Below are 20,436 nucleotides of genomic sequence, written 5' to 3'. Positions count from 1 at the left end.
TTGCTATGATCTTCAACGATCTCATGACCCGCGCTCGCACCAGCATCGCCAAGCGCAAGCACTACAACCGCCTCGTCGCCGAAATCGACAGCTTTTCCAGCCGCGACCTCGCCGACATGCGCGCTGATCGCTCGGAAATGCTCTACCAGATCCACAAGCAGATCTACGGCTGAGTTCTTGACCTTGCGCCACCCCGGCGCGTTGAGATTCAGGTCAGGCCGAGACGAAAACGGTGGATTCTGAGAACCGGAGCGGAGCGTACTTTTCGTACGTGAGCACCGGAAGCGCAGGAAGCCGCCGTTTGCAGGCCGGCATCACCTGAATATCAATGCGCCGCGAGCGCCTTGTCGATCTGTGGCAGCAACAAATCCCTTGCCGTCTCCGCCGTCAGCGGGCCGACATGCTTGTAGGCGATCTTGCCGTCCTTGCCGATGACGAAGGTTTCCGGCACGCCATAGACACCCCAGTCGATCGCCGCACGGCCGGCCTCGTCGACACCGATGGCCTGGAACGGATTGCCGAGATCGCCCAGGAACCGTCGGGCGTTCTCCGGCCGGTCCTTGTAGTTCAGCGCCGCCATCACGAACCGCTTGTCCTGCGACAGCGCCAGAAGCACCGGGTGCTCTTCGCGGCATGGCGCGCACCACGACGCAAAGACGTTGACCAGCGTGACCTTGCCGGCGAAGGTCTTGGAATCGAGCCCCGGCAGGTTCGATCCTTCCAGCGCCGGCAGGTTGGTCTGCGGCGCCGGCAGGCCGATCAGCGCCGACGGCACTTCCGAAATATCGCGCCCCGACAATAGCTGCGACAGGAACAGTCCTGCCAGGCCGAGGAAGACCAGCAGCGGCAAGAGCACGAACAGGCGCCGGCTGCGTGACGGTGTTTCGGTTTCGTTACTCACGGCTTTGCCGTCCCCTTGTCGGAACGGCGCTTCACGCCGGCTGCTTCGAGTTCGGCGAGCTCGCGCCTGCGCGCCCGCTGGTCGAGCAGGATCCAGCCGATCAGCCCGGCCAGAACCAACGCGGTGATGGCATAGGCCGCGGCGACATAGAGCGCATGCGCACTCATGCGGTCCGCTCCATTCCAGCGTCTCCATTCAACCGTCGTTCGATCATGCTTTCCCTTAGCCGCGCATCGGCAGCTTCGCAATCGGACGCCGCGCCGCAGTCCTCAGGCCCATGGTCTTCTGCAGGCTTGTACTGCCGCATCAATCCGTACCGTGGCGCAAGGCCAGCGCCGCCGACACCGGCCCCAGCACAGCAAGAAACAGTGTCAGCGCGGCAAGAATGAGGAAGGGTTGCAAAAACGGATCGGGATTGGCCGTGGCGCCATAGCTCGCCGAAACACCGAAGATCAGCACCGGTATGGTCAGCGGCAGCACCAGCACCGAGATCAAGAGCCCACCGCGCGGCAGCGCCACCGCCACCGCCGCCCCGGCGGCACCGATGAAGGTGATCGCCGGCGTGCCAACCAGCAGCGTCAGCGCCGTGGCGCCTATCGCCAGCGGCTCCATGTTCATGAACAGACCAAGCAAGGGAGCCGCGACCACCAGCGGCAGCACGCTGCCCGCCCAATGCGCCAGGCATTTCACCAGCACCGTCAGCGCCAGCATGTGCCGGTCGTTGCCGAGCACCAGGAGATCGAGCGAGCCATCCTCGCGATCGGCCTGGAACAGCCGGTCGAGCCCGAGCAGGCAGGACAGCAGCGCGCCTATCCACAATATCGCCGGGCCGATGCGGGAAAGCAGCTTCAGGTCCGGTCCAACGCCGAACGGAATGGTGGCGATGACGGCCAGGAAGAAGATGACGCCGGTCAGCGCCCCGCCGCCGGCGCGGATGTTGAGGCGGATGTCGCGGGCGAAGAGGGCTAGCATGATGTGAGATGTCGGCGCCCAGGCACCCCCCTCTGGCCTGCCGGCAATCTCCCCCGCAAGGGGGGAGATTGGCAGTTCATGCGGCTCCCCAGCCTTTGAACGTTGAAGATTGGCGAAGGCCGAGACAACATCCGATCTCCCTCCTTGCGGGGGAGATGTCCGGCAGGACAGAGGGGGGTGCCTCGCACAATCATCAATCTGTTTCCCCCATCACCAACGTCTTCGCCCCATCCAATCCCAACGGCAGATGCGTCGCCGCGACAATCAACCCGCCCCCAGCACAATGCCTCGCCATCTGCCCCGCAAACCGCGTCTCCGAAGCCTTGTCCAGCCCCGCCGTCGGCTCATCGAGCAGCCACAGCGGCCGCTGGCTGACCAGAAGCTTGGCAATCGCCGCGCGCCGCCTCTGTCCTGTCGAGAGATAGCCGAACGGCAGATGGCCGATGCCGCCGAGCCCGACGGTCTCCAGCGCCTCGTCGACGCCGACGTCTCCGCCACCGTTGAAATCGCGCCAGAAGCGCAGGTTTTCCGCCACGCTCAGCGCCGGCTTCATCGCATTGTGGTGGCCAAGATAATGGCAGGCCGAGGCAATGGACGGAAAAACCTCGCCGCCGCCTTCGAGCAGCAACCGGCCTTCGGCCACCGGCAACAGCCCGGCGACGATCCTGAGCAAGGTCGATTTGCCCGATCCGTTCGGCCCGGTGACGACCAGCGCCTGGCCTTGGTCGAGCGCAAAACCGACGCCGGAAAACACCGTCTCGCCGCCGCGTTCGCCGCCCAGATTTTCGGCGATCAGCCGCATCCCTCGCCTGCCCTGAAATCAATGTTTCGCGAGCGCTGCCGCATCGCACAAATTTGCTCCGCAACTGTCTAGAACTATTCCAGAAAATTCTCTATATGCGGTGCATCCGTGCCAGCGGTCGGCGCGGGAACAGAATTTGCGCCGAACCAGCGCACGCGCCGCCTTGAACGGCTCGGGTTGCTTGGGAACGGACAGCGGAAATGGCCGTACCCGCACCTTTGCGCGTGATTGCATGCCATCGGCGTCCGTTCCCTTTCAGGCTGAACAGACAAGGACGGATCGCACGTGTCAAAATCCCTCGATAGCTTCAACTGCCGCCGCACCCTGACCGCGGGCGGCGCCGAGTATGTCTATTTCGACCTCGTCGAGGCCGAGAAGAACGGCCTCACCGGCATCGCCCAGCTGCCCTATTCTATGAAGGTGCTGCTCGAAAACCTGCTGCGCAACGAGGACGGCCGTTCGGTCACCAAGGACAGTATCCAGGCGGTCGCCGGCTGGCTGACCGACAAGGGTACGGCCGGCGTCGAGATTGCCTACCGCCCGGCCCGGGTGTTGATGCAGGATTTCACCGGCGTTCCCGCCGTGGTTGATCTGGCCGCCATGCGCGACGCCATGGCCTCGCTCGGCGGCGACCCGCAGAAGATCAACCCGCTGGTGCCCGTCGACCTCGTCATCGACCATTCCGTCATCGTCGACGAATTCGGCACGCCGCTGGCCTTCGCCAGGAATGTCGAGCTCGAATACGAGCGCAACGAGGAACGCTACAAGTTCCTGAAATGGGGCCAGCAGGCGTTCCGCAACTTCCGCGTCGTGCCGCCCGGCACCGGCATCTGCCACCAGGTCAACCTCGAATATCTCGGCCAGGTCGTGTGGACCAACACCGAGGACGGCGAAACCACCGCTTACCCCGACACCTGCGTCGGCACCGATTCGCACACCACCATGATCAACGGCCTTGGCGTGCTCGGCTGGGGCGTCGGCGGCATCGAGGCCGAGGCGGCCATGCTCGGCCAGCCGGTTTCCATGCTGCTGCCCGAAGTCATCGGCTTCCGCCTCACCGGCAAGCTCAAGGAAGGCGTCACCGCCACCGACCTGGTGCTCACCGTCACCCAGATGCTGCGCAAGAAGGGCGTCGTCGGCAAGTTCGTCGAGTTCTTCGGCCCGGGCCTGTCCAACATGACGCTGGCCGACCGCGCCACCATCGGCAACATGGCGCCCGAATATGGCGCCACCTGCGGCTTCTTCCCGGTCGATTCGGAAACCATCCGCTATCTGACAATGTCCGGTCGCGAGGAAAGCCGCATCGCGCTGGTGGAAGCCTATTCCAAGGCGCAAGGCATGTGGCGCGAGGCCGGCTCGGCCGACCCGGTCTTCACCGACCTGCTCGAACTCGAGCTGAGCAGCGTCGTGCCGTCGATGGCCGGCCCCAAGCGCCCCGAAGGCCGCGTCGCGCTTGAAGGCATTCCAGCCGGCTTCGCCAAGGCGATGGAGACCGAATACAAGAAGGCCGCCGAAATCTCCAAGCGCTATGCCGTCGAAGGCACCGACCATGATCTCGGCCATGGCGACGTCGTCATCGCCGCCATCACGTCGTGCACCAACACCTCGAATCCGAGCGTGCTGATCGGCGCCGGTCTTTTGGCGCGCAACGCCAACCGCCTCGGCCTCAAGCAGAAGCCGTGGGTCAAGACCTCGCTGGCGCCCGGCAGCCAGGTGGTCGCCGAGTATCTGGAAAAGTCCGGCCTGCAGAAGGAGCTCGACCAGATCGGCTTCAATCTTGTCGGCTTCGGCTGCACCACCTGCATCGGCAATTCCGGCCCGCTGCCGGCGCCGATCTCCAAGACCATCAACGATAAGGGCTTGATTGCCGCCGCGGTGCTCTCCGGCAACCGCAATTTCGAAGGCCGCGTCTCGCCCGACGTGCAGGCGAACTACCTGGCGTCACCGCCGCTGGTCGTCGCCCATGCGCTGGCCGGCACTGTCACCAGGGACCTGACCACCGAGCCGCTTGGCGAGGACAAGAACGGCAATCCGGTCTACCTCAAGGACATCTGGCCGAGCTCGACCGAGATCCAGGAGTTCATCGAGAAGAACGTCACCCGCGAGCTGTTCGCCCGCAAATATGCCGACGTCTTCAAGGGCGACGAATACTGGCAGAACGTCAAGGCGCCGGAAGGCCAGACCTATGCCTGGGACGACAACTCGACCTATGTGCAGAACCCGCCCTATTTCGCCGGCATGACCGCCGGTTTCGGCAAGATCGGCGACATCAAGGGTGCCCGCGTGCTCGGCCTGTTTGGCGACAAGATCACCACCGACCACATCTCGCCGGCGGGCTCAATCAAGGCGGCGTCGCCGGCCGGCAAATACCTCACCGACCACGGCGTCGGCGTCGCCGACTTCAACCAGTACGGCACGCGCCGCGGCAATCATGAAGTGATGATGCGCGGCACCTTCGCCAACATCCGCATCCGCAATCACATGTTGGGCGAGAACGGCCGCGAGGGCGGCTACACCATCCACTACCCGTCGAAGGAAGAGGAATCGATCTACGACGCGGCGATGGAATACAAGAAGGAAGGCGTGCCGCTGGTCATCTTCGCCGGCGTCGAATACGGCAACGGTTCGTCGCGCGACTGGGCGGCCAAGGGAACGAACCTGCTTGGCGTCCGCGCCGTCATTGCCCAGTCCTTCGAGCGCATCCACCGCTCGAACCTGGTCGGTATGGGCGTCATCCCCTTCGTCTTCGAGGAAGGCACCTCATGGGCCTCACTCAACCTCAAGGGCGACGAGGTGGTCGAGATCGACGGCCTGAGCACCATCAAGCCGCGCCAGACGATGAACGCCAAGATCACCTATGGCGACGGCACGGTGAAGAACGTGCCGATCATCTGCCGCATCGATACGCTGGACGAGCTCGACTACTTCAAGAACGGCGGCATCCTGCAATACGTGCTGCGCGATCTAGCCGCGTAGCGGCAAGGGAGTAGGGCTTAGGCAGTAGGGAGTAGAACACCTACTGCCTACTGCCTACTGCCCTTGCTTCGGCGCCCCATACCGCGCTGCCGCCGCCAGCAGCACACCCAGCATCAGCCCGTTGAAGATGTGCCACAGGAAATGCGTGCCGAGCGGAAAGCTGCCGCAGACCATCGGGTCGATCATGCGGCAGATGACGGACACCACGAAGATCGCCGAACCGGCCAGATTGTACCAGCCGGCGCGGTTGCCGCTCACCGTCACCCAGACGCCGAAGAAGGCGAGCGCCAGGAACGGCGGCAGATAGCCCGTCGTGCCGTTCGATGCCTGGCGCAGCCAATCCGGCACGGCGAAGGTGATCAGCCCGACAACCGCGTAGAAGACGACGAAGACCGCGATCGCCTTGCCCCACTCCATGCCGAGGAAACGACGCAGGTTGAACAGCGTGTAGGCCAGGGTAAAGCTTGCGATCGGCAGGATATCGGCCCAGATCGTGCCCCGTGTGGCAAAGATATGGAAGATCGTCGAGCCGATGCCGATCGCCACCACCCACCAGGCCAGCACTTGCGCGAAGGTGCCGGTTTTGTGCCGCCGCACTTCGAGCACACCCCATAATCCCGCCGCGATGAAGGCGAGGTTGGTCAAAGCATTCGTCGGCTCGGCCCAAAGTCCAGGACCGGTCCGCTCGCAATAGAGATCGACAGGGGTCAGGAGAGTTTGCCACATGGTGATGATCCCAGCCCGAATCGAACCGCGTAGTGAAATGCAGTGCCCACTCCTATTGCGACCTTACCTGCGGCTGCAATGGCAAAATTTCACCGCAACGTGACTTCCCGTTGACTTCGGCTTCTGCCACATATTTCAGCAAATCAGAACAAAGCCGGCATCACCGGCGGGAATTGGAATGGTCATGGCCTCGCGAAGATCCCTGTGGCTGGCAGCCCTTGCGCTGGCCTTCTCGGCGGTTGCCGGTGCTGGCCATGCCAGCGAATCCGAGAAAATGCATGCGGAACCCCAGGCCGACAAGCCGCTCGGCGTGGTCGAGCTGTTCACCAGCCAGGGCTGCAGTTCCTGTCCCCCGGCCGATGCCTTCTTCGCCGAACTCGCCACCAAGGACGACATTGTCGCGCTCGCCTATCACGTCGACTACTGGGACTATCTCGGCTGGAAGGACACGCTGAGCCGCAAGGAGAACACCGAGCGGCAGTACGACTACATGCGCGCCTTCGGCAGCCGCTCCGTCTACACGCCGCAGGCGGTCCTCAATGGCCGCATCCATGTCAACGGCGCCAATCGCACCGAGGTCGACGGCGCGCTCGCCCGAATGGCCAGATCCGGCGAAGGCATGCGCGTCGCCATCAAGGTCAGCCGGACCAGCGACCGTGTGATCATCGATGCCGGCGATGCCGGCACCGGCCCCAGCGACGCCCATGTCGTCATCGTCTATTTCGAGCCGCCGCAAACGATCAAGATCGCCCAGGGCGAGAACTCCGGCCGCAAGATGACCTATTGGAACGCGGTTACCGGCATCCAGACCGCGGGCATGTGGCACGGCAAGGCGCAGCGCTATGAATTGCCGATAAGCGAGATCGTCAAGAAGGGCGGCTGCGCCGTGCTCTTGCAGTCCGCCGGCAAGGACGGCATGCCCGGCCCCATTCTCGGCGCCGCCTTCATCCACAAGCCTTGAAAAGACTTCAATGCCCGGTCAGGCGATCCGCGAAAGCGGCGAGCCGGGACGTCCGCCCGAGACCGTTTGCCTCGCGCCGGTCGGCGATGCGATAGAGCTGGTACATGGAGTGGACGCCGAGCCAGCGCAGCGGTTCCGGCTCCCATTTCTTGACCGTCCGGTTGACCCAGGGCAGCCGGGTCAGTTCGGTGTCGTGGCCGAGCACGAGGTCGCGCAAGGTGCGGCCCGACAGGTTCGAGCTGGAAACGCCGAGCCCGACATAGCCGCCGGCCCAGCCGATGCCGGTCTCGCGATCGAAGCCGCAGGTGGTGCACCAGTCGCGCGGCACGCCGAGCGTACCGCACCAGGCGTGGTCGAGGCGCACGCCCTTGGTCTGCGGCAACAGCCTGGTCAGGATCTCGTGCAGCTGGTCGATGGTCGCCTGCTGGGTCTGGCCGCGCACGTCCGTGCGCGAGCCGAAACGGTAGGGCACGCCACGGCCGCCCATGGCGATCCGGCCTTCCCGGGTGCGCTGCGCGTAGCAATAGGTGTGCGCGGCATCGCCCAGCACCTCGTAGCCGCTCCAGCCGATCGTGTCCCAGAGCTTTTGCGGCAGCGGCTCGGTCACCACGATGGCGCTGTTCAACGGCAGCCAGAGGCGCTTGAGGCCGGGAATGCCGGCCGTGAATCCTTCGGTGGCACGCAGGATCTTTTCGGCGCGCACGATGCCGCGATCGGTGGTCACCTTGCCTTTTTCGATCGCCAGAACCTGCGTCTGCTCATAGATCGGAACGCCTGATCGCACGACCGCCGCCGCCAGGCCCTGCACCAGCTTGGCCGGCTGCACACGGGCGACGTTGCGGACGACGAAGCCGCCGAGCACCTTGTCGATGGCGATGCGCTCGCGCGCTTGCCCTGCGTCCAGGAAGGCTAGCCTCTCCGGTGGCATGTCCCAGCGCAGGAGCTCATCGTATTCCGCCCTGGCGCGCTGCAGCTGCGCGGTGTTGGTGGCCACGGTGATGTTGTCGACGCGGCGGATATCGGCATCGATACCCTCGGCCTGCGTCACCGAGATCACTTCGTCGACGGTGCCGAACATGGCGCGCTGCATGTCGATGACAGCGCCCCGCGACGAGGACGCCGCATATTTCTCGCGCGACCAGCTGAAGCCGCCCGACAGCCAGCCGCCATTGCGGCCCGAGGCGCCGAAGCCGGCGAACTCCTTCTCGACGATGGCGATGCGCAGCGACGGCTGCGCCTTCTTCAGGTAATAGGCCGTCCACAATCCGGTGTAGCCGGCGCCGACGATGCAGATATCGGCCTCGATGTCGCCGGGCAGCGCAGGGCGATAGGCCGGGATGCCGCCGATATCGGCATACCAGAACGACACGTCGCCATTGTGCTTGGCTTGCATGGGGATGCTCTCGAATGATTCAGGTGAGCGTGACAGGATTCGAGGCAGCGGTCGCGCCAATCATGGCGCGGGTTCGCAAACAGGCTCTCGGTCGAGGGAAATCCGCCGTCGCGGCGATGCGGGCATGAAAAAACCGACGTCAGCTTGCTTCTGACGTCGGTCATTTAGGTTTTGGGATCGTCGCACCCGGTTTTTCCAAGGAAAAACCGAGGTTGGTTCGATCCGACGCAGACCCGTGGGCGGGGGGCTTGGGGTTTACGAGCCGGTGCCGGACCGAACCGTCTCAGGCAACGCCGGTAAATTCGTCGGAGATTGGGGCACGAGCGCGGATAAAAAAAGGCAGAAATGTGGCGAAGCATCACCAATTCCAACATGCGGTTCGCAAATGTGACTGGACGTGACCGAAACGGCGCGTCGCTGGCGCTGCTTCGCCGGCTCTTGCAATTCGATGGCGAAGGGGCCAACTTTGGTTGGCAAAGATTCATTTTCGAAGGATCGAGGCATGACTGATGACAGCGGCGGGATGGGGGATGGGGACGCATCCGCAATATTGATCCCGCTGCACGAGGCCCGACGCGAGCGCCTCGACCAGCCGGTGCGCTTCGAGCGGCGCGAGCTCGACCAGATCCTGAGGCTGTACGGACGGATGGTCGCCGCCAACGAATGGCGCGACTACGCCATCGACCATCTCACGGACCGAGCAGTGTTTTCCGTCTTCCGCCGCGCCAGCGAAGTGCCGCTTTTCCAGATCGTCAAGGACCCGAAACTGGCGCGCAAGCAGGGCGCCTTCGCCGTCATCGCCGCCGGCGGCCGCATCCTCAAGCGCGGCCAGGAACTCGGCCGCGTGCTTGGCGTGTTCGACAGCAAGCTGAAGGTTGTTGAGGCCTGAGGGGGAATTGGGGAACTGAGGAACTGAGGAACTGGGGAACTGGGGAACTGAGGAACTGAGGAACTGAGGAACTGAGGAAAAAGGCACTCAGCGCCTGATGATTCGCCTTCTTCAATTCTTCAATTCTCCAATTCCCTCAGTTCTCCATTCCTCAATTCCCCCTGCCCTCGCGAAACCTCCGCTCCGGCAACGAATCAGCGGCGGGCGGGAGCGATGCACCGCCATTCAGCGATAGTTGCATGAACACCGTGTCCAGCCAGCGGCCGTGCTTGTAGCCGGAGCCCTCGAGGCGGCCTGAATGGCGGAAGCCGAGCCTTTCATGCAGCTTGACCGAGGCGCTGTCGGGATGGCCGTCGCCGATCACCGCGACGATCTGGCGGAAGCCCGCCGCCTCCACCGCCGCGATCAGGCTTTGCATCAGTCTGAGGCCGACACCCTGGCCCTTGGCGTCAGGCGCGACATAGACCGAATCCTCGACGACGAAGCGATAGGCCGGGCGCGGGCGGAAGGCGCCGGCATAGGCATAGCCGAGCACGGCGCCATCCTTCTCCGCCACCAGATAGGGGAAGCCGCCGGCCGTCAGCGTGTCGAATCGCTTGCCCATTTCGGTGCGACTGGGCGGCTCCAGTTCGTAGCTCGCCGTGCCGTTCTTCACCGCATCGGCACAGATTTCTGTGATGGTGTCGAGGTCGGCCGAGGTCGCCGGCCGGATCGCAATATTGCTCATTCTTTATGCAAGCCTTTCATTTGCCTTCGATAACAGCAAAGACCGGCGCAAAAGAAAAGGGCGGCTGTTGGGCCGCCCTTCCAAACCCGATGGTCCAGTCAGACCATGATGCGTGCCTTAGCGGCGGTCGCCCATGAACTGCAGCAGGAACATGAACAGGTTGATGAAGTCGAGATAGAGCCTCAACGCGCCCATGATGGCCTTGCGGCCGGCGACATCGGAAGCATCACCCTCGAAATACATCTCCTTGATCTTCTGCGTGTCATAGGCGGTGAGGCCGGCGAAAATCAGCACGCCGATCGCCGAGACGGCGAAGGACAGCGCCGACGACTGCAGGAAGATGTTGATCACCATCGCGATGATCAGGCCGAACACGCCCATGATCAGGAACGAGCCCATCGCAGTCAGGTCGCGCTTGGTCGTGTAGCCGTAGAGCGACAGCGCGCCGAAGCCCGCGGCGGTGGCAAAGAAGGTCTGCGCGATGCTTGCCGTGGTGTAGACCAGGAAGATCGACGATAGCGACAGGCCGACGAGGCCGGCATAGACCCAGAACGTCGTCTGCGCCGCCGAAACGCTCATCGACTGGACGCGGAACGACAGGAACATCACCGCGGCCAGCGGGGCTAGAATCACCACCCAGCGTAGCGGCGAGCCGAAGATTGCGTAGCCGAAGGAGGTCAGCATTTCACCGCTCGGCAGCGTTGCGACAGCCGAGGCCGGATCGGTGGTGGTGGCCAGCATGATCGTGCCGACAGCGGCAAGGCCGGTGATGAGGAGGCCAAGCCCCATCAGATTGTAGACCTTGACCATGTAGGCGCGCAGGCCCTGATCGATATCGACGCCGGCGCCGGGCACGGCGCGCGTCTGATAATTGCGAATGGGTTCAGCCATTGGAGTCCTCTATTGCTTCTGCCCCGTCCGGTGTCAGGTCCATCCGGACCCAGGCGCCGCTGGCGGGGCTCCAGCATGCCTGTGGCGAAATATGATGGTTATTCGCGTCAAGAACAAGACCGTAACCGGATGTAACGGTTCGTGAGAGGCCGAAATGCCGATTCCCGGGCTTTCTGGCCGGCATCCTTACCAAGATTTAACCTGGGATAGCCGTTCCGGCCCTGAATTTACAGGTTGCGCAGCACCGGTGCCGCCTTGTGGCCGAGCACCCGCCAGGTGCCGGCAAGACCGATGCCGACCGTGATCACCAGCGCGAAGACGATGGTTGCGACCGCCACTTCCGGCATGAAATGCGATGGCAGGGTCATGATGCGGGCGACGATGTACCAGGCCGCGATCCCGCCGGCCGCCAGCGCGAAGAGTGCCGTGGCCAGTCCGATCAGCATGTACTCCAGCGAGAATGCCGTTATCAGCGTTCGCCTGGTCGCGCCAAGCGTCTTCAGCACCACCGCGTCATGGATGCGCGCCCGGTTGCCGGCGGCGAGCGCGCCGGCCAGCACCAGCACCGAGGCGATCAGCGCCACCCCGGCTGCGGCCCTGATCGCCGTGCCGAGCTGGCCGACCAGCCGGTTGACGACATCGAGCGCATCCTTCACGCGCACCGTCGTCACCGCCGGGAAGGCGCGGGTGACGGCATTGAGGATGCGCGCATCGTCGGCCGTCGTGGCGCTCTTTTCGGTCAGCGTCGCCATCCACCCATGCGGGGCGCCAGTGAATGTGTTGGGCGAGAACACCATGACGAAATTGATGCCCATCGTCTCCCATTCGACCTGGCGGAAACTGGCGATCCTGGCCGTGACGTTGCGGCCGAGAACATTGACGGTGACGGTGTCACCGAGCTTCAGCCCGATTTCCTTGCCCTCCTGCGCCGAAAACGAGACCAGCGGCTCGCCGGAATAATTGTCCGGCCACCATTTGCCCTCGGTCAGCGTCGCGTTTTCAGGCTGTTTCGCGTCATAGGTGAGGCCGCGATCGCCTTTCAGCACCCAGGCGCCTTCGGCCGGCACCTTGACCTTGTCGACGTCGACGCCGTTCAGCGCCATCACCCGGCCACGCAGCATCGGCACCTTGGCCAGCGTGCCCCGTGGTGCCTCCTTGCCGATTAGGGCGGAGAACGCGTCGACATCACTGCCCTGGATGTCGACGAAGAAGAAGTTCGGCGCCCGCTCGGGCAGGTTGCCGGATATCTGCCGCCGCAGATTGCCGTCGATCAGCGCCAGCGTCACCAATAGCGTCAGCCCGAGCCCCAGCGACAGCACCACCGACGGCGTCAAGGCGCCGGGCCGGTGGATGTTGCCGACGGCAAGCCGGAGCGCCACGGAGCGCACACGCGGGCTCTTCCTCGCCGCCCACTGCACCAGCGCGCCGACGAGGCGCAGCACCAGGAAGGCGAAGATCGTGGCCCCGACAAAGATGGAGGCGATGCGCTGGTCGCCCGAGAACAGGATCGCCAACGCCGCCAGGAACAGCGCGATGCCAAGCGCCGAAGCGACGTAGACGAGGCGCGACCGGCCACGGCCTTCCATCCCCATCTCCCGGAACAGCGCGGTCGCCGGCACGTCGCGGGCGCGGCCGAGCGGCAGCAGCGCGAATGCCAGCGTCACCAGCAGCCCGAACAGCGCCGCCATGCCGAGCGCGCCGGGATAGAAGCCACCTTGCGCCGGCACCGGAATGACGGACTGCAGGGCAGCGCTTGCCGCGAACGGCATCAGCGCCCCGATGACAAGGCCGAGCACGATGCCAAGGGCCGCGATGATCAGGATCTGCACGAGGTAGACGGTAAAGACGAAGCCGCCGGAAGCGCCAAGGCTCTTGAAGGTGGCGATGACGCCGCGCTTGCCGTCAAGATAGGCGCGCACCGCATTGGCGACGCCGACGCCGCCGACCACCAGCGCCGTCAGCCCGACCAGCGTCAGAAACTGCGAGAACCGTTCGATGTTGGCCGACAGCGCCGGCGCGGCATTGCCGCGCGTGCGGATCGACCAGCCGGCCTCGGGAAAATCCTTTGCCGCCTGGTCCTGGATGGCTTTCAGCCGCGCTTCGTCGGCGTCAGCCGGCAGTCGGATCTTGTAGGCGTTCTCGACCAGGCTGCCCGGCTGCACCAGCCCGGTGGCGGCCAGCGCCTCGGTCGAGATCATCAGCCGCGGCGCGAAGCCGAAACCGTCGGACACCGCGTCCGGCTCGGTGACCAGCCTGGCGCGCAGTTCGAACGTGGCGGTGCCGAGCTTCAGCCGGTCGCCGAGCTTGACATGCAGCCGCTCGAACAAGAGATCGGGCGCGGCCGCACCAAAAACGCCGAATTGCCTCCCGAACAATTCCTGTTCCGTCAGCGCCGGCTCGGTTTCCAGCGCGCCGTAGAGAGGGTAGGCGTCGTCGACGGCCTTGGCCTCGACCAGCGCCTGGTCGGACCCGTCGGCCAGACGCGCCATCGAGCGCATGCTGGCGGTGCGCGAGACCGCACCCAGCCCGTCGAGGAAGCCGCGTTCGGCCGGGCTGGCGCCACGCTGGTTGATCTGGAAGCGAAGGTCGCCGCCAAGCAGCGTCTGGCCTTGGCTGGCGACGCCGGCACTGATCGAGCGCGCCACCGAATTGACGCCGCCGATCGCCGCGACGCCAAGCGCGATGCAGGCGAGGAAGATCAGGAAGCCGGAAAGGCCGCCGCGCATTTCGCGCAGCGAGAAGCGGACGGCGAGTGAAAAGGTCCGCGACCAGTCAGCCTTTTCCGCCATGGCTAGGCCGTCACTTTGAGCAAGGGCGCGTCCTCGATCAGGCCGGAGCGCATCGAGACCTGGCGTGAGCAGCGCGCCGCAAGAGACGGATCATGGGTGACCAGCACCAGCGTCATGCCGCGCTCGGCCGCCTTGGCGAACAGGAGATCGGCGACCTGCCGCCCCGTCGCCTGGTCGAGATTGCCGGTCGGCTCGTCGGCGATGAGAATGCGCGGCGACGGCGCCAGCGCCCGGGCAATCGCCACGCGCTGCTGTTCGCCGCCCGAAAGTTCGCCGGGATAATGGGTGACGCGGTCGCTGAGGCCAACCGCCGCCAATTCGCGCTCCGCCACCGAAAACGGATCGGCGTGGCCGGCCAGCTCGAGCGGCACGGCGACATTTTCGAGCGCTGTCATGTTGGGAATGAGGTGAAAAGACTGGAACACGATGCCGATGTTTCGGCCTCGAAACGAAGCAATCTGGTCCTCGCTTTTGCCGTTGAGCAGTTCGCCGGCGATCCGTACCGTGCCCGAATCGATCCGCTCCAGGCCTGCCAGCACCATCAGCAAGGTCGACTTGCCGGAGCCCGACGGGCCGACGATGCCGGTCGCTTCGCCGCGCGCCACCTCGAGGCTGATGCCCTTCAGCACATGGACGGAGGAAACGCCTTCACCGAGCGTAAGGGATACGTCTTTCAACTCGATGACGGCTTCTGTCAAAATGAAAGCGTCCTATATGGGAGGGAAGGCTCTGCTTGCCGGAAGCCGTCGCCGGAAGAATTCGTTTGCTCATATGGGGCCTGCCGCATGTCTTTCAAACGCCGCATTGCCGCAGGCGTGATCGTTTTCCTCGCCATTTGCGGCGCCATTTCGTCGGCGCGCGCCGAGCCTTTCAAGATCGTCGGCTTCGGTGACAGCCTGATGGCGGGTTTCGGCCTCGGACCCGACGAGGGGTTTACCGACAAATTGCAGGCAGTCCTTCGTGCCAAGGGCCATGATGTGGCTGTCGCCAATGCCGGCGTTTCGGGCGACACCACCAGCGGCGGCCTGGCGCGGCTCGACTGGTCGGTGCCCGACGGCACGCGGCTGGTCATCCTCGAACTTGGCGCCAACGACATGCTGCGCGGCGTCGCGCCCGACATCACCAGGAAGAACCTCGACGAGATGCTGGCCAAGTTGAAGGAGCGCAAGATCGCGGTGCTGCTGGCCGGCATGCGCGCCGCGCCCAATCTCGGCGCCGACTATCAGAACGCCTTCGACGCCATTTTCCCGGGCCTTGCGAAGAAATACGACATCGACCTTTATCCATTCTTCCTCGACGGCGTCGCCGGACAGCCCGGCATGCAGCTCGAGGATGGCTTGCATCCGAGCGTCAAAGGCATCGACCGGATGGTCGAGCGCATCCTGCCGACGGTCGAGAAGGCCATCGCGGCTGCCCCGAAAGCTTCGTAAGGACCGAACCGGAACAACTTCCGGTGCGGAAGCTTAGTTAAGGACCTGCGATCAACAAACCACTTGCTCCATTTGATTATCGATGATTCGCTACGGGTGACAGTTTCGATTCGAGGAAGGGAGGCTTTTCATGCCGCGTCTTTTCACCGCCCTCGAAATTCCGCGTGACGCCGCCCTTTCGCTGTCCCTTTTGAGGGGTGGCCTGCCAGGGGCGCGCTGGATCGATGTCGAAAACTATCATCTGACGCTGCGTTTCATCGGCGATGTCGAGGGCCATGTCGCCGACGAGATCGCCAACGCGCTCGACCGCGTCCACCGCCCGTCCTTCTCGCTGACCCTGACCGGCGTCGGTGCTTTCGGCCAGAAAAAGCCGCATGCGGTGTGGGCCGGCGTGTCGGCTTCGCCCGATCTGGCGGCACTTCAGGGGGAAATCGATCGCATCTGCCAGCGGCTCGGCATCCCTGCCGACCCGCGCAAATTCATGCCGCATGTCACACTTGCAAGGCTGCGCAATTCGAGCCCGCTGGACGTCGCCCAATATCTGTCGGCGCGCGGCAATTTCTCGACCCTGCCGTTCCGCATCGGCCGCTTCGTGTTGATGTCGTCGCGCGATTCGGTCGGCGGAGGACCCTATATCGTCGAGGAAGCCTGGCCGCTGTCGAGCACCGACGCCCGCCCGGCCAGCCGGGTCGCCAGCGCCTCCGACGCCTCGCGGATCATGCGGTAGACCTCGGCGAAAGCCTGCTGACCGTCGTAATAGGGATCCGGCACGTCGCGCGGTTTTCCCTGCGCGAAGTCCAGGAACAGGTGTATGCGCTCGCGCATCACCGCCGGCGCCAGCGCCTTCAGGTCGCGAACATTTGATCGGTCCATGCCCAGGATCAGGTCGAAGCGGTGAAAATCCTGCGACGTGATCCGGCGTGCCCGCTGCGCGGAAATGTCGATGCCGTGATGCACGGCAATCGCCATCGAGCGCGGATCGGGAGCGGAGCCGACCTCCCAGCCGCTTGTGGCGGCCGAATCGAGCAGGATGTCCCGGCCAAGCCCGCGCTCCGCCCAGACCGCGCGAAACACGCCCTCGGCCAGTGGCGAACGGCAGATATTGCCGAGGCAAACGAACAGAATGGATTTTATCGGCTTCGCGCTCATCGATCCGGAATTTCGTTGCGCATGTCGTTATCCCAAAACCGCGACATGCATTATGGTGACGACTTCAATCGAGATAGCATGGGAAAAGAACATGGCGAGAGAGAAACTGGACAGGCAAGCCGCCGAAGCAGCGCTGACCGGGCTCGATGGCTGGTCACTGGCCGCAGATGCAGGATCCATCAGCCGCACCTTCACCTTCAAGAATTTCTCCGAGGCCTTCGCCTTCATGACCCGCGTCGCGCTTGCCGCGGAAAAGATGGACCACCACCCCGAATGGTCGAACGTCTACAAGACGGTCGAGGTCACGCTCAACACCCATGATGCCGGCGGCCTGACGGCACTCGACATCGAGTTGGCGAAGAAGATGAACCGCTTTGCCGGCGGCTGAACATTACCTTTTCATGCCCGCAACCGGGCGCGGATCGCCAAATCGGCACCGGCATCTTGCAGCGGGGTTCGGCTTTCACCACATTTTCGCTCGCGAGGCGTGCGCTTGGATGCGCATGAGACCCGCGAGGAGCGATTGATGGCGCAAGAATCCGGTTTTGATTTCTTCGGCTTTGGCGACAAGCTCGCCGGCGAGGGCGAAGTGCGCGAGAAATTCTGGCGCACGGCCAAGAAGGCAGCGCGGCAGATTCCGTTCATGGAAGACGTCGTCGCCGCCTATTACTGCGCCATGGACAAGAACACGCCGCTGCGCGCCAAGGGCATATTGGTGGCGGCGCTCGGCTATTTCGTGCTGCCGGTCGACCTGATCCCCGACTTCATCTTCGGGCTCGGCTTCACCGACGACATTGCCGTGCTGACCGCCGCGATTACCGCCGTCAGCGCCCACATCACGCCGGCGCATCGACAGGCCGCCAGGGATGCCATCGCCGACAAGGGCTGAGCGTCCCGATGCCCGCCAGGCCTCTGGATACAGGCGTTCGGAGGCCCGGCAAAAAAGTCAAACTCTTGCCGCTTTCGTGGCCTCCAAGTCGCCGAAGGGACGTCGCGCCAGCCGCTGACAAGGCGGCGGCGCGAAAATGGCGGCGGTTTCCTAGGGTGAGTGTCCTTTTCTCAGAGAAGTTCACCGTTTGGTAACCCAGATTAAATCAAAATGAAGCGACGGCAGGACGCCATGCGGCCCGCCTCCGCACCATTTGGAATACGGGAAAAACGATGCGCGGATTGATTGCACTAGTCTCGGGTCTGGCCTTGGTGGCCTTTGCAGCGCCGGCGCTGGCGCAGCAGGCGACCAAGATCGGCCAGCACAATGCCTGGGGCACCTACAGCTACCAGGCGTCGGGCGGCAAGGTCTGCTATGTGCTGACCGTGCCGACCGACAAGCAGCCGCCGACGCTCGATCATGGCGACATGTTCTTTTTCGTCAGCCAGCGCCCCGGCCAGCAGGTCTCCTACGAGCCGCAGTTCATCGCCGGCTACAATTTCCAGGAAGGCTCCAAGGCCACCGTCACCATCGACAAGAAATCCTTCTCGATGTTCACGCGCGGCAAGTCGGCCTGGGTCGAGAACGCCGCCGAGGAGCCGGTGCTGATCGCCGCCATGAAGACCGGCAGCGACATGAAGGTTTCGGCGAAGTCCGGCCGCGGCAACCCGACCTCCTATGTCTTCTCGCTGAAGGGCATCTCGGCGGCGCTGTCGTCGATCGCCAAGTGCAAATAGGCACGAACCATATTTGAACCGGAGGCCGGGCCGCAAAGCCCGGCCTTTTGCTTTTTCGGCCCCTGCGGCTCAGTCCTGCGGGGCCGGCGCGGCTTCCGCCCGCCGCCGCCGGATCGCCTCGGCGATGAAGACGCGCGACAGCGCGTGATAGAGCGGCTCGTGCGAGATCATGCGCGCCGTGCCATAGCCCAGCATCGAGGCCAGCATCAGCGCGATGACGTTGTCGTGATTGCCGGTCATTTCCAGGATGATCACGAAAGCCGTCATCGGCGCCTGCACGACGCCGGCGAAATAACCGGCCATGCCGAGCAGAGCCGCCGCACCGGTGCTGGCGCCGAGGACGAGGCCGAGCGAACTGCCGATGCCGGCGCCGACCGCCAGCGATGGCGCGAAGATGCCGCCGGGAATGCCCGAGACCATCGACAGCAGCCCGGCCAGGAACTTTTCGGCGAAAAAGAACCAGGGCAGCGGCGTACCCTCGACGGCGCCGCGCGCCTGCACATAGCCGGTGCCGAAGGTCAGCCCGCCCGAGGCGATGCCGATCGCCGCAACGGCAAGCCCGCAGACGGCGGCCACCAGCAAGGCGCGCTGCAGGGGTTGCCCTGTGTGCCAGCGCCGGATCCGTCGCGTTATCTTCAGCGCCAGCAGCGAGAACAGCGCGCCGAAGCCGCCGCCGATGACGCCGCAGGCGATCACCAGCGGCCAATCGGCGGCAAACGCGATCGTCTCCTTCGAGACGCCGAAATAGGTGTAGTTGCCGAGCAGGCCGAGCGAGGCGATGCCGGCCAGGATCACCGCAGTCAGCACCAGCCCATTGGTGCGCGCCTCATAGGTGCGCCCCATTTCCTCGATGGCGAAAACGATGCCGGCCAGCGGCGTGTTGAAGGCGGCGGCGATGCCGGCCGCCGAGCCGGCCAGGATCAGGCCGCGCGCCTGCGCCATGCCGCCCCAGCGCGCCGCCTGCAGCATCAGCGAGGCGCCGACCTGCACAGTCGGCCCCTCGCGGCCGATCGAAGCGCCGCAGAACAGGCCGACGATGGTGAGCGCGATCTTGCCCGCCACCAGCTTGAGCGAGAGGATGTGGCTGCGGTCGTCGTCGTCGCGCAGGTGCCGGGCGGCGATCGCCTGCGGAATGCCGCTGCCTTGCGAGCCGGGGAAGAAGCTGTGGGCCAGCCAGGCGCACAGCACGAAGCCCAGCGGCGTGAGGATGAGCGGCAGATAGAAACGCCAGCCGTCCTCGCTGCCCGTTATCAGATGGAACAGTTCCTGCGCCCTGTCGGCCAGCACCGCGAACAGGACGCTGATCACGCCGATGCCGACGGCGCCGGCCCAGAACACCAGCCGCGGCTGCCAGACGCGCCGCGAGCCCCACATCGCGCGCGAGCGCCGCAACAGGGGATATTTTCGCGATTGGCCGGCCATGTCTGTCCTCGGATGGAGTCTGAGCCCTAGCACAGACATGGCGCCGATCAAGCCCGCCGGCGCGTGCGCCGACGGGACAAGTCGCTACGGATCCAGGCCTCACATGGCCATTTTTTCACATTCGGCCTGGGCCTTCTTGGTCGACGTATCGATCATGTAGGCTTTGCCCTTGGCGTCGGTCATCATCATCATGCAATGCTTGATCGGCTTTGCCATCTTCATCATCTCGGCACCCATCTTCGCATCCGGCATCATGGTGCCCATGTGCCCGTCCGGCATGATCGCCGTCACCTCCCCGCCTTTCATCATGGTCATTTTGCCCATCGCATCTTCGGCAAGTGCCTGCGAGGCGAAAAGGCCGACGAGCCCTGCAAGGACGGCGATCTTGATCGAGTTCATTGTGCATACTCCCATTTGTCGAGGGCATGGTTGCCCCTTTCAGACTTCGAAGCCGGCATGGGAATCGTTACGCCAACACGACAATGTGATCGGTCCCAGCGCACCGGAAGCGGCCGCAAGGCCGGCGTAGCGGGCGTTGTCGTGCGTCAGACCGGGTGGTCCGTGAGTGCTCGGGTCAGCCCCATGGGTTCGTCCGTCGACCAGAACCTTCACGATCGAGACCCCGCCGGCACGAAGGCGTTGTGTGCCATCCGGCATGACTCCGCCCTCAACCTGTGCTATGCGCCGCGCTTCACGTCCGGCACGATGTCTGAACATTGGCCGCAAACCGCTTATATCTGTGA

At 64.3% G+C, this 20,436-nt stretch carries 22 protein-coding genes; 9 read left to right on the top strand and 13 right to left on the bottom strand.

Annotation, left to right across the window (positions count from 1 at the left end; translation table 11 throughout):
• Positions 1-5 precede the first annotated feature (5 nt).
• Positions 6-173 carry a hypothetical protein gene (locus AC0NIH_RS04735; RefSeq protein ID WP_013892234.1) on the top strand — a complete coding sequence of 56 codons (168 nt, stop codon included), beginning with the start codon at positions 6-8 and terminating at the stop codon, positions 171-173.
• Between the two features lie 152 nt (positions 174-325).
• On the opposite strand, the gene AC0NIH_RS04730 is transcribed toward AC0NIH_RS04735, so the two are convergent.
• From AC0NIH_RS04730 to ccmA, 4 genes are all read right to left on the bottom strand, one after another.
• On the bottom strand, positions 326-901 hold the full coding sequence (locus AC0NIH_RS04730) for a DsbE family thiol:disulfide interchange protein (RefSeq protein WP_473460818.1): 576 nt from the start codon (positions 899-901) through the stop codon (positions 326-328).
• Positions 898-1,068, bottom strand: coding sequence for a heme exporter protein CcmD (gene ccmD / locus AC0NIH_RS04725; protein ID WP_023778908.1), 171 nt, complete (start codon positions 1,066-1,068; stop codon positions 898-900). Before ccmD ends, AC0NIH_RS04730 begins: the two co-directional genes overlap by 4 nt.
• Positions 1,069-1,207: 139 nt before the next feature.
• On the bottom strand, positions 1,208-1,873 hold the full coding sequence (gene ccmB, locus AC0NIH_RS04720) for a heme exporter protein CcmB (protein WP_023768421.1): 666 nt from the start codon (positions 1,871-1,873) through the stop codon (positions 1,208-1,210).
• Between the two features lie 193 nt (positions 1,874-2,066).
• Complete coding sequence (gene ccmA, locus AC0NIH_RS04715; RefSeq protein ID WP_473460815.1) at positions 2,067-2,675, bottom strand: heme ABC exporter ATP-binding protein CcmA; 609 nt, start codon at positions 2,673-2,675, stop codon at positions 2,067-2,069.
• Between the two features lie 285 nt (positions 2,676-2,960).
• On the opposite strand from ccmA, the gene acnA reads away from it, so the two are divergent.
• The gene (gene acnA, locus AC0NIH_RS04710) at positions 2,961-5,651 is read left to right on the top strand and encodes an aconitate hydratase AcnA (RefSeq protein ID WP_224732379.1); all 2,691 of its coding nucleotides are present in this window, start codon (positions 2,961-2,963) and stop codon (positions 5,649-5,651) included.
• A gap of 54 nt (positions 5,652-5,705) precedes the next feature.
• Here the strand turns inward: acnA and AC0NIH_RS04705 are convergent, their stop codons facing one another.
• On the bottom strand, positions 5,706-6,377 hold the full coding sequence (locus AC0NIH_RS04705) for a ceramidase domain-containing protein (protein ID WP_473460812.1): 672 nt from the start codon (positions 6,375-6,377) through the stop codon (positions 5,706-5,708).
• A gap of 178 nt (positions 6,378-6,555) precedes the next feature.
• Between AC0NIH_RS04705 and AC0NIH_RS04700 the strand changes: the two genes are divergently transcribed.
• A complete protein-coding gene (locus AC0NIH_RS04700) occupies positions 6,556-7,338 on the top strand; it encodes a DUF1223 domain-containing protein (protein ID WP_473460810.1) in 783 nt (260 codons plus the stop codon).
• A gap of 7 nt (positions 7,339-7,345) precedes the next feature.
• On the opposite strand, the gene AC0NIH_RS04695 is transcribed toward AC0NIH_RS04700, so the two are convergent.
• Positions 7,346-8,731 (bottom strand): NAD(P)/FAD-dependent oxidoreductase, encoded by a 1,386-nt coding sequence (locus AC0NIH_RS04695; protein ID WP_473460808.1) that lies wholly within the window; start codon positions 8,729-8,731, stop codon positions 7,346-7,348.
• A gap of 502 nt (positions 8,732-9,233) precedes the next feature.
• Between AC0NIH_RS04695 and AC0NIH_RS04690 the strand changes: the two genes are divergently transcribed.
• Complete coding sequence (locus tag AC0NIH_RS04690) at positions 9,234-9,620, top strand: DUF2794 domain-containing protein (RefSeq protein WP_013892225.1); 387 nt, start codon at positions 9,234-9,236, stop codon at positions 9,618-9,620.
• 151 nt (positions 9,621-9,771) lie between these two features.
• Here the strand turns inward: AC0NIH_RS04690 and AC0NIH_RS04685 are convergent, their stop codons facing one another.
• The 4 genes from AC0NIH_RS04685 to AC0NIH_RS04670 form a co-directional block, all read right to left on the bottom strand.
• Positions 9,772-10,347 carry a GNAT family N-acetyltransferase gene (locus tag AC0NIH_RS04685; protein WP_473460806.1) on the bottom strand — a complete coding sequence of 192 codons (576 nt, stop codon included), beginning with the start codon at positions 10,345-10,347 and terminating at the stop codon, positions 9,772-9,774.
• A 117-nt stretch (positions 10,348-10,464) separates the two neighbouring features.
• On the bottom strand, positions 10,465-11,238 hold the full coding sequence (locus AC0NIH_RS04680) for a Bax inhibitor-1/YccA family protein (RefSeq protein WP_023768411.1): 774 nt from the start codon (positions 11,236-11,238) through the stop codon (positions 10,465-10,467).
• Positions 11,239-11,465: 227 nt separating this feature from the next.
• Positions 11,466-14,027 (bottom strand): ABC transporter permease, encoded by a 2,562-nt coding sequence (locus tag AC0NIH_RS04675; protein ID WP_473460804.1) that lies wholly within the window; start codon positions 14,025-14,027, stop codon positions 11,466-11,468.
• A 2-nt stretch (positions 14,028-14,029) separates the two neighbouring features.
• Positions 14,030-14,725: an ABC transporter ATP-binding protein gene (locus AC0NIH_RS04670; protein ID WP_473460803.1), complete on the bottom strand. Its 696-nt coding sequence runs from the start codon at positions 14,723-14,725 to the stop codon at positions 14,030-14,032.
• 87 nt (positions 14,726-14,812) lie between these two features.
• On the opposite strand from AC0NIH_RS04670, the gene AC0NIH_RS04665 reads away from it, so the two are divergent.
• Both AC0NIH_RS04665 and thpR read left to right on the top strand, forming a co-directional pair.
• Positions 14,813-15,457, top strand: a complete 645-nt coding sequence (locus AC0NIH_RS04665; protein ID WP_473460801.1) for an arylesterase — start codon at positions 14,813-14,815, stop codon at positions 15,455-15,457.
• 130 nt (positions 15,458-15,587) lie between these two features.
• The gene (gene thpR, locus AC0NIH_RS04660) at positions 15,588-16,184 is read left to right on the top strand and encodes an RNA 2',3'-cyclic phosphodiesterase (RefSeq protein WP_013892219.1); all 597 of its coding nucleotides are present in this window, start codon (positions 15,588-15,590) and stop codon (positions 16,182-16,184) included.
• Here thpR and AC0NIH_RS04655 read toward each other — a convergent pair.
• Entirely contained in the window at positions 16,088-16,606 is a 519-nt protein-coding gene (locus AC0NIH_RS04655; RefSeq protein WP_084018731.1) for a low molecular weight protein-tyrosine-phosphatase, read from the bottom strand. The two genes, thpR and AC0NIH_RS04655, sit on opposite strands and share 97 nt — an antisense overlap.
• 91 nt (positions 16,607-16,697) lie before the next feature.
• Between AC0NIH_RS04655 and AC0NIH_RS04650 the strand changes: the two genes are divergently transcribed.
• From AC0NIH_RS04650 to AC0NIH_RS04640, 3 genes are all read left to right on the top strand, one after another.
• Positions 16,698-16,994, top strand: a complete 297-nt coding sequence (locus tag AC0NIH_RS04650) for a 4a-hydroxytetrahydrobiopterin dehydratase (protein WP_473460799.1) — start codon at positions 16,698-16,700, stop codon at positions 16,992-16,994.
• 138 nt (positions 16,995-17,132) lie between these two features.
• Positions 17,133-17,495: a YkvA family protein gene (locus AC0NIH_RS04645; protein WP_023778919.1), complete on the top strand. Its 363-nt coding sequence runs from the start codon at positions 17,133-17,135 to the stop codon at positions 17,493-17,495.
• A 272-nt stretch (positions 17,496-17,767) separates the two neighbouring features.
• Entirely contained in the window at positions 17,768-18,271 is a 504-nt protein-coding gene (locus tag AC0NIH_RS04640) for an invasion associated locus B family protein (RefSeq protein WP_013892215.1), read from the top strand.
• Between the two features lie 69 nt (positions 18,272-18,340).
• On the opposite strand, the gene AC0NIH_RS04635 is transcribed toward AC0NIH_RS04640, so the two are convergent.
• Positions 18,341-19,693: a chloride channel protein gene (locus AC0NIH_RS04635; protein WP_224690089.1), complete on the bottom strand. Its 1,353-nt coding sequence runs from the start codon at positions 19,691-19,693 to the stop codon at positions 18,341-18,343.
• Positions 19,694-19,792: 99 nt separating this feature from the next.
• Positions 19,793-20,092 (bottom strand): hypothetical protein, encoded by a 300-nt coding sequence (locus tag AC0NIH_RS04630; RefSeq protein WP_023768401.1) that lies wholly within the window; start codon positions 20,090-20,092, stop codon positions 19,793-19,795.
• Between the last annotated feature and the right edge of the window lie 344 nt (positions 20,093-20,436).

It is taken from the genome of Mesorhizobium sp. WSM1386 (assembly GCF_055901595.1).
The sequence above is the reverse complement of the archived record's forward strand: the minus strand, read 5'-3'. Positions and strand labels throughout refer to the sequence as shown.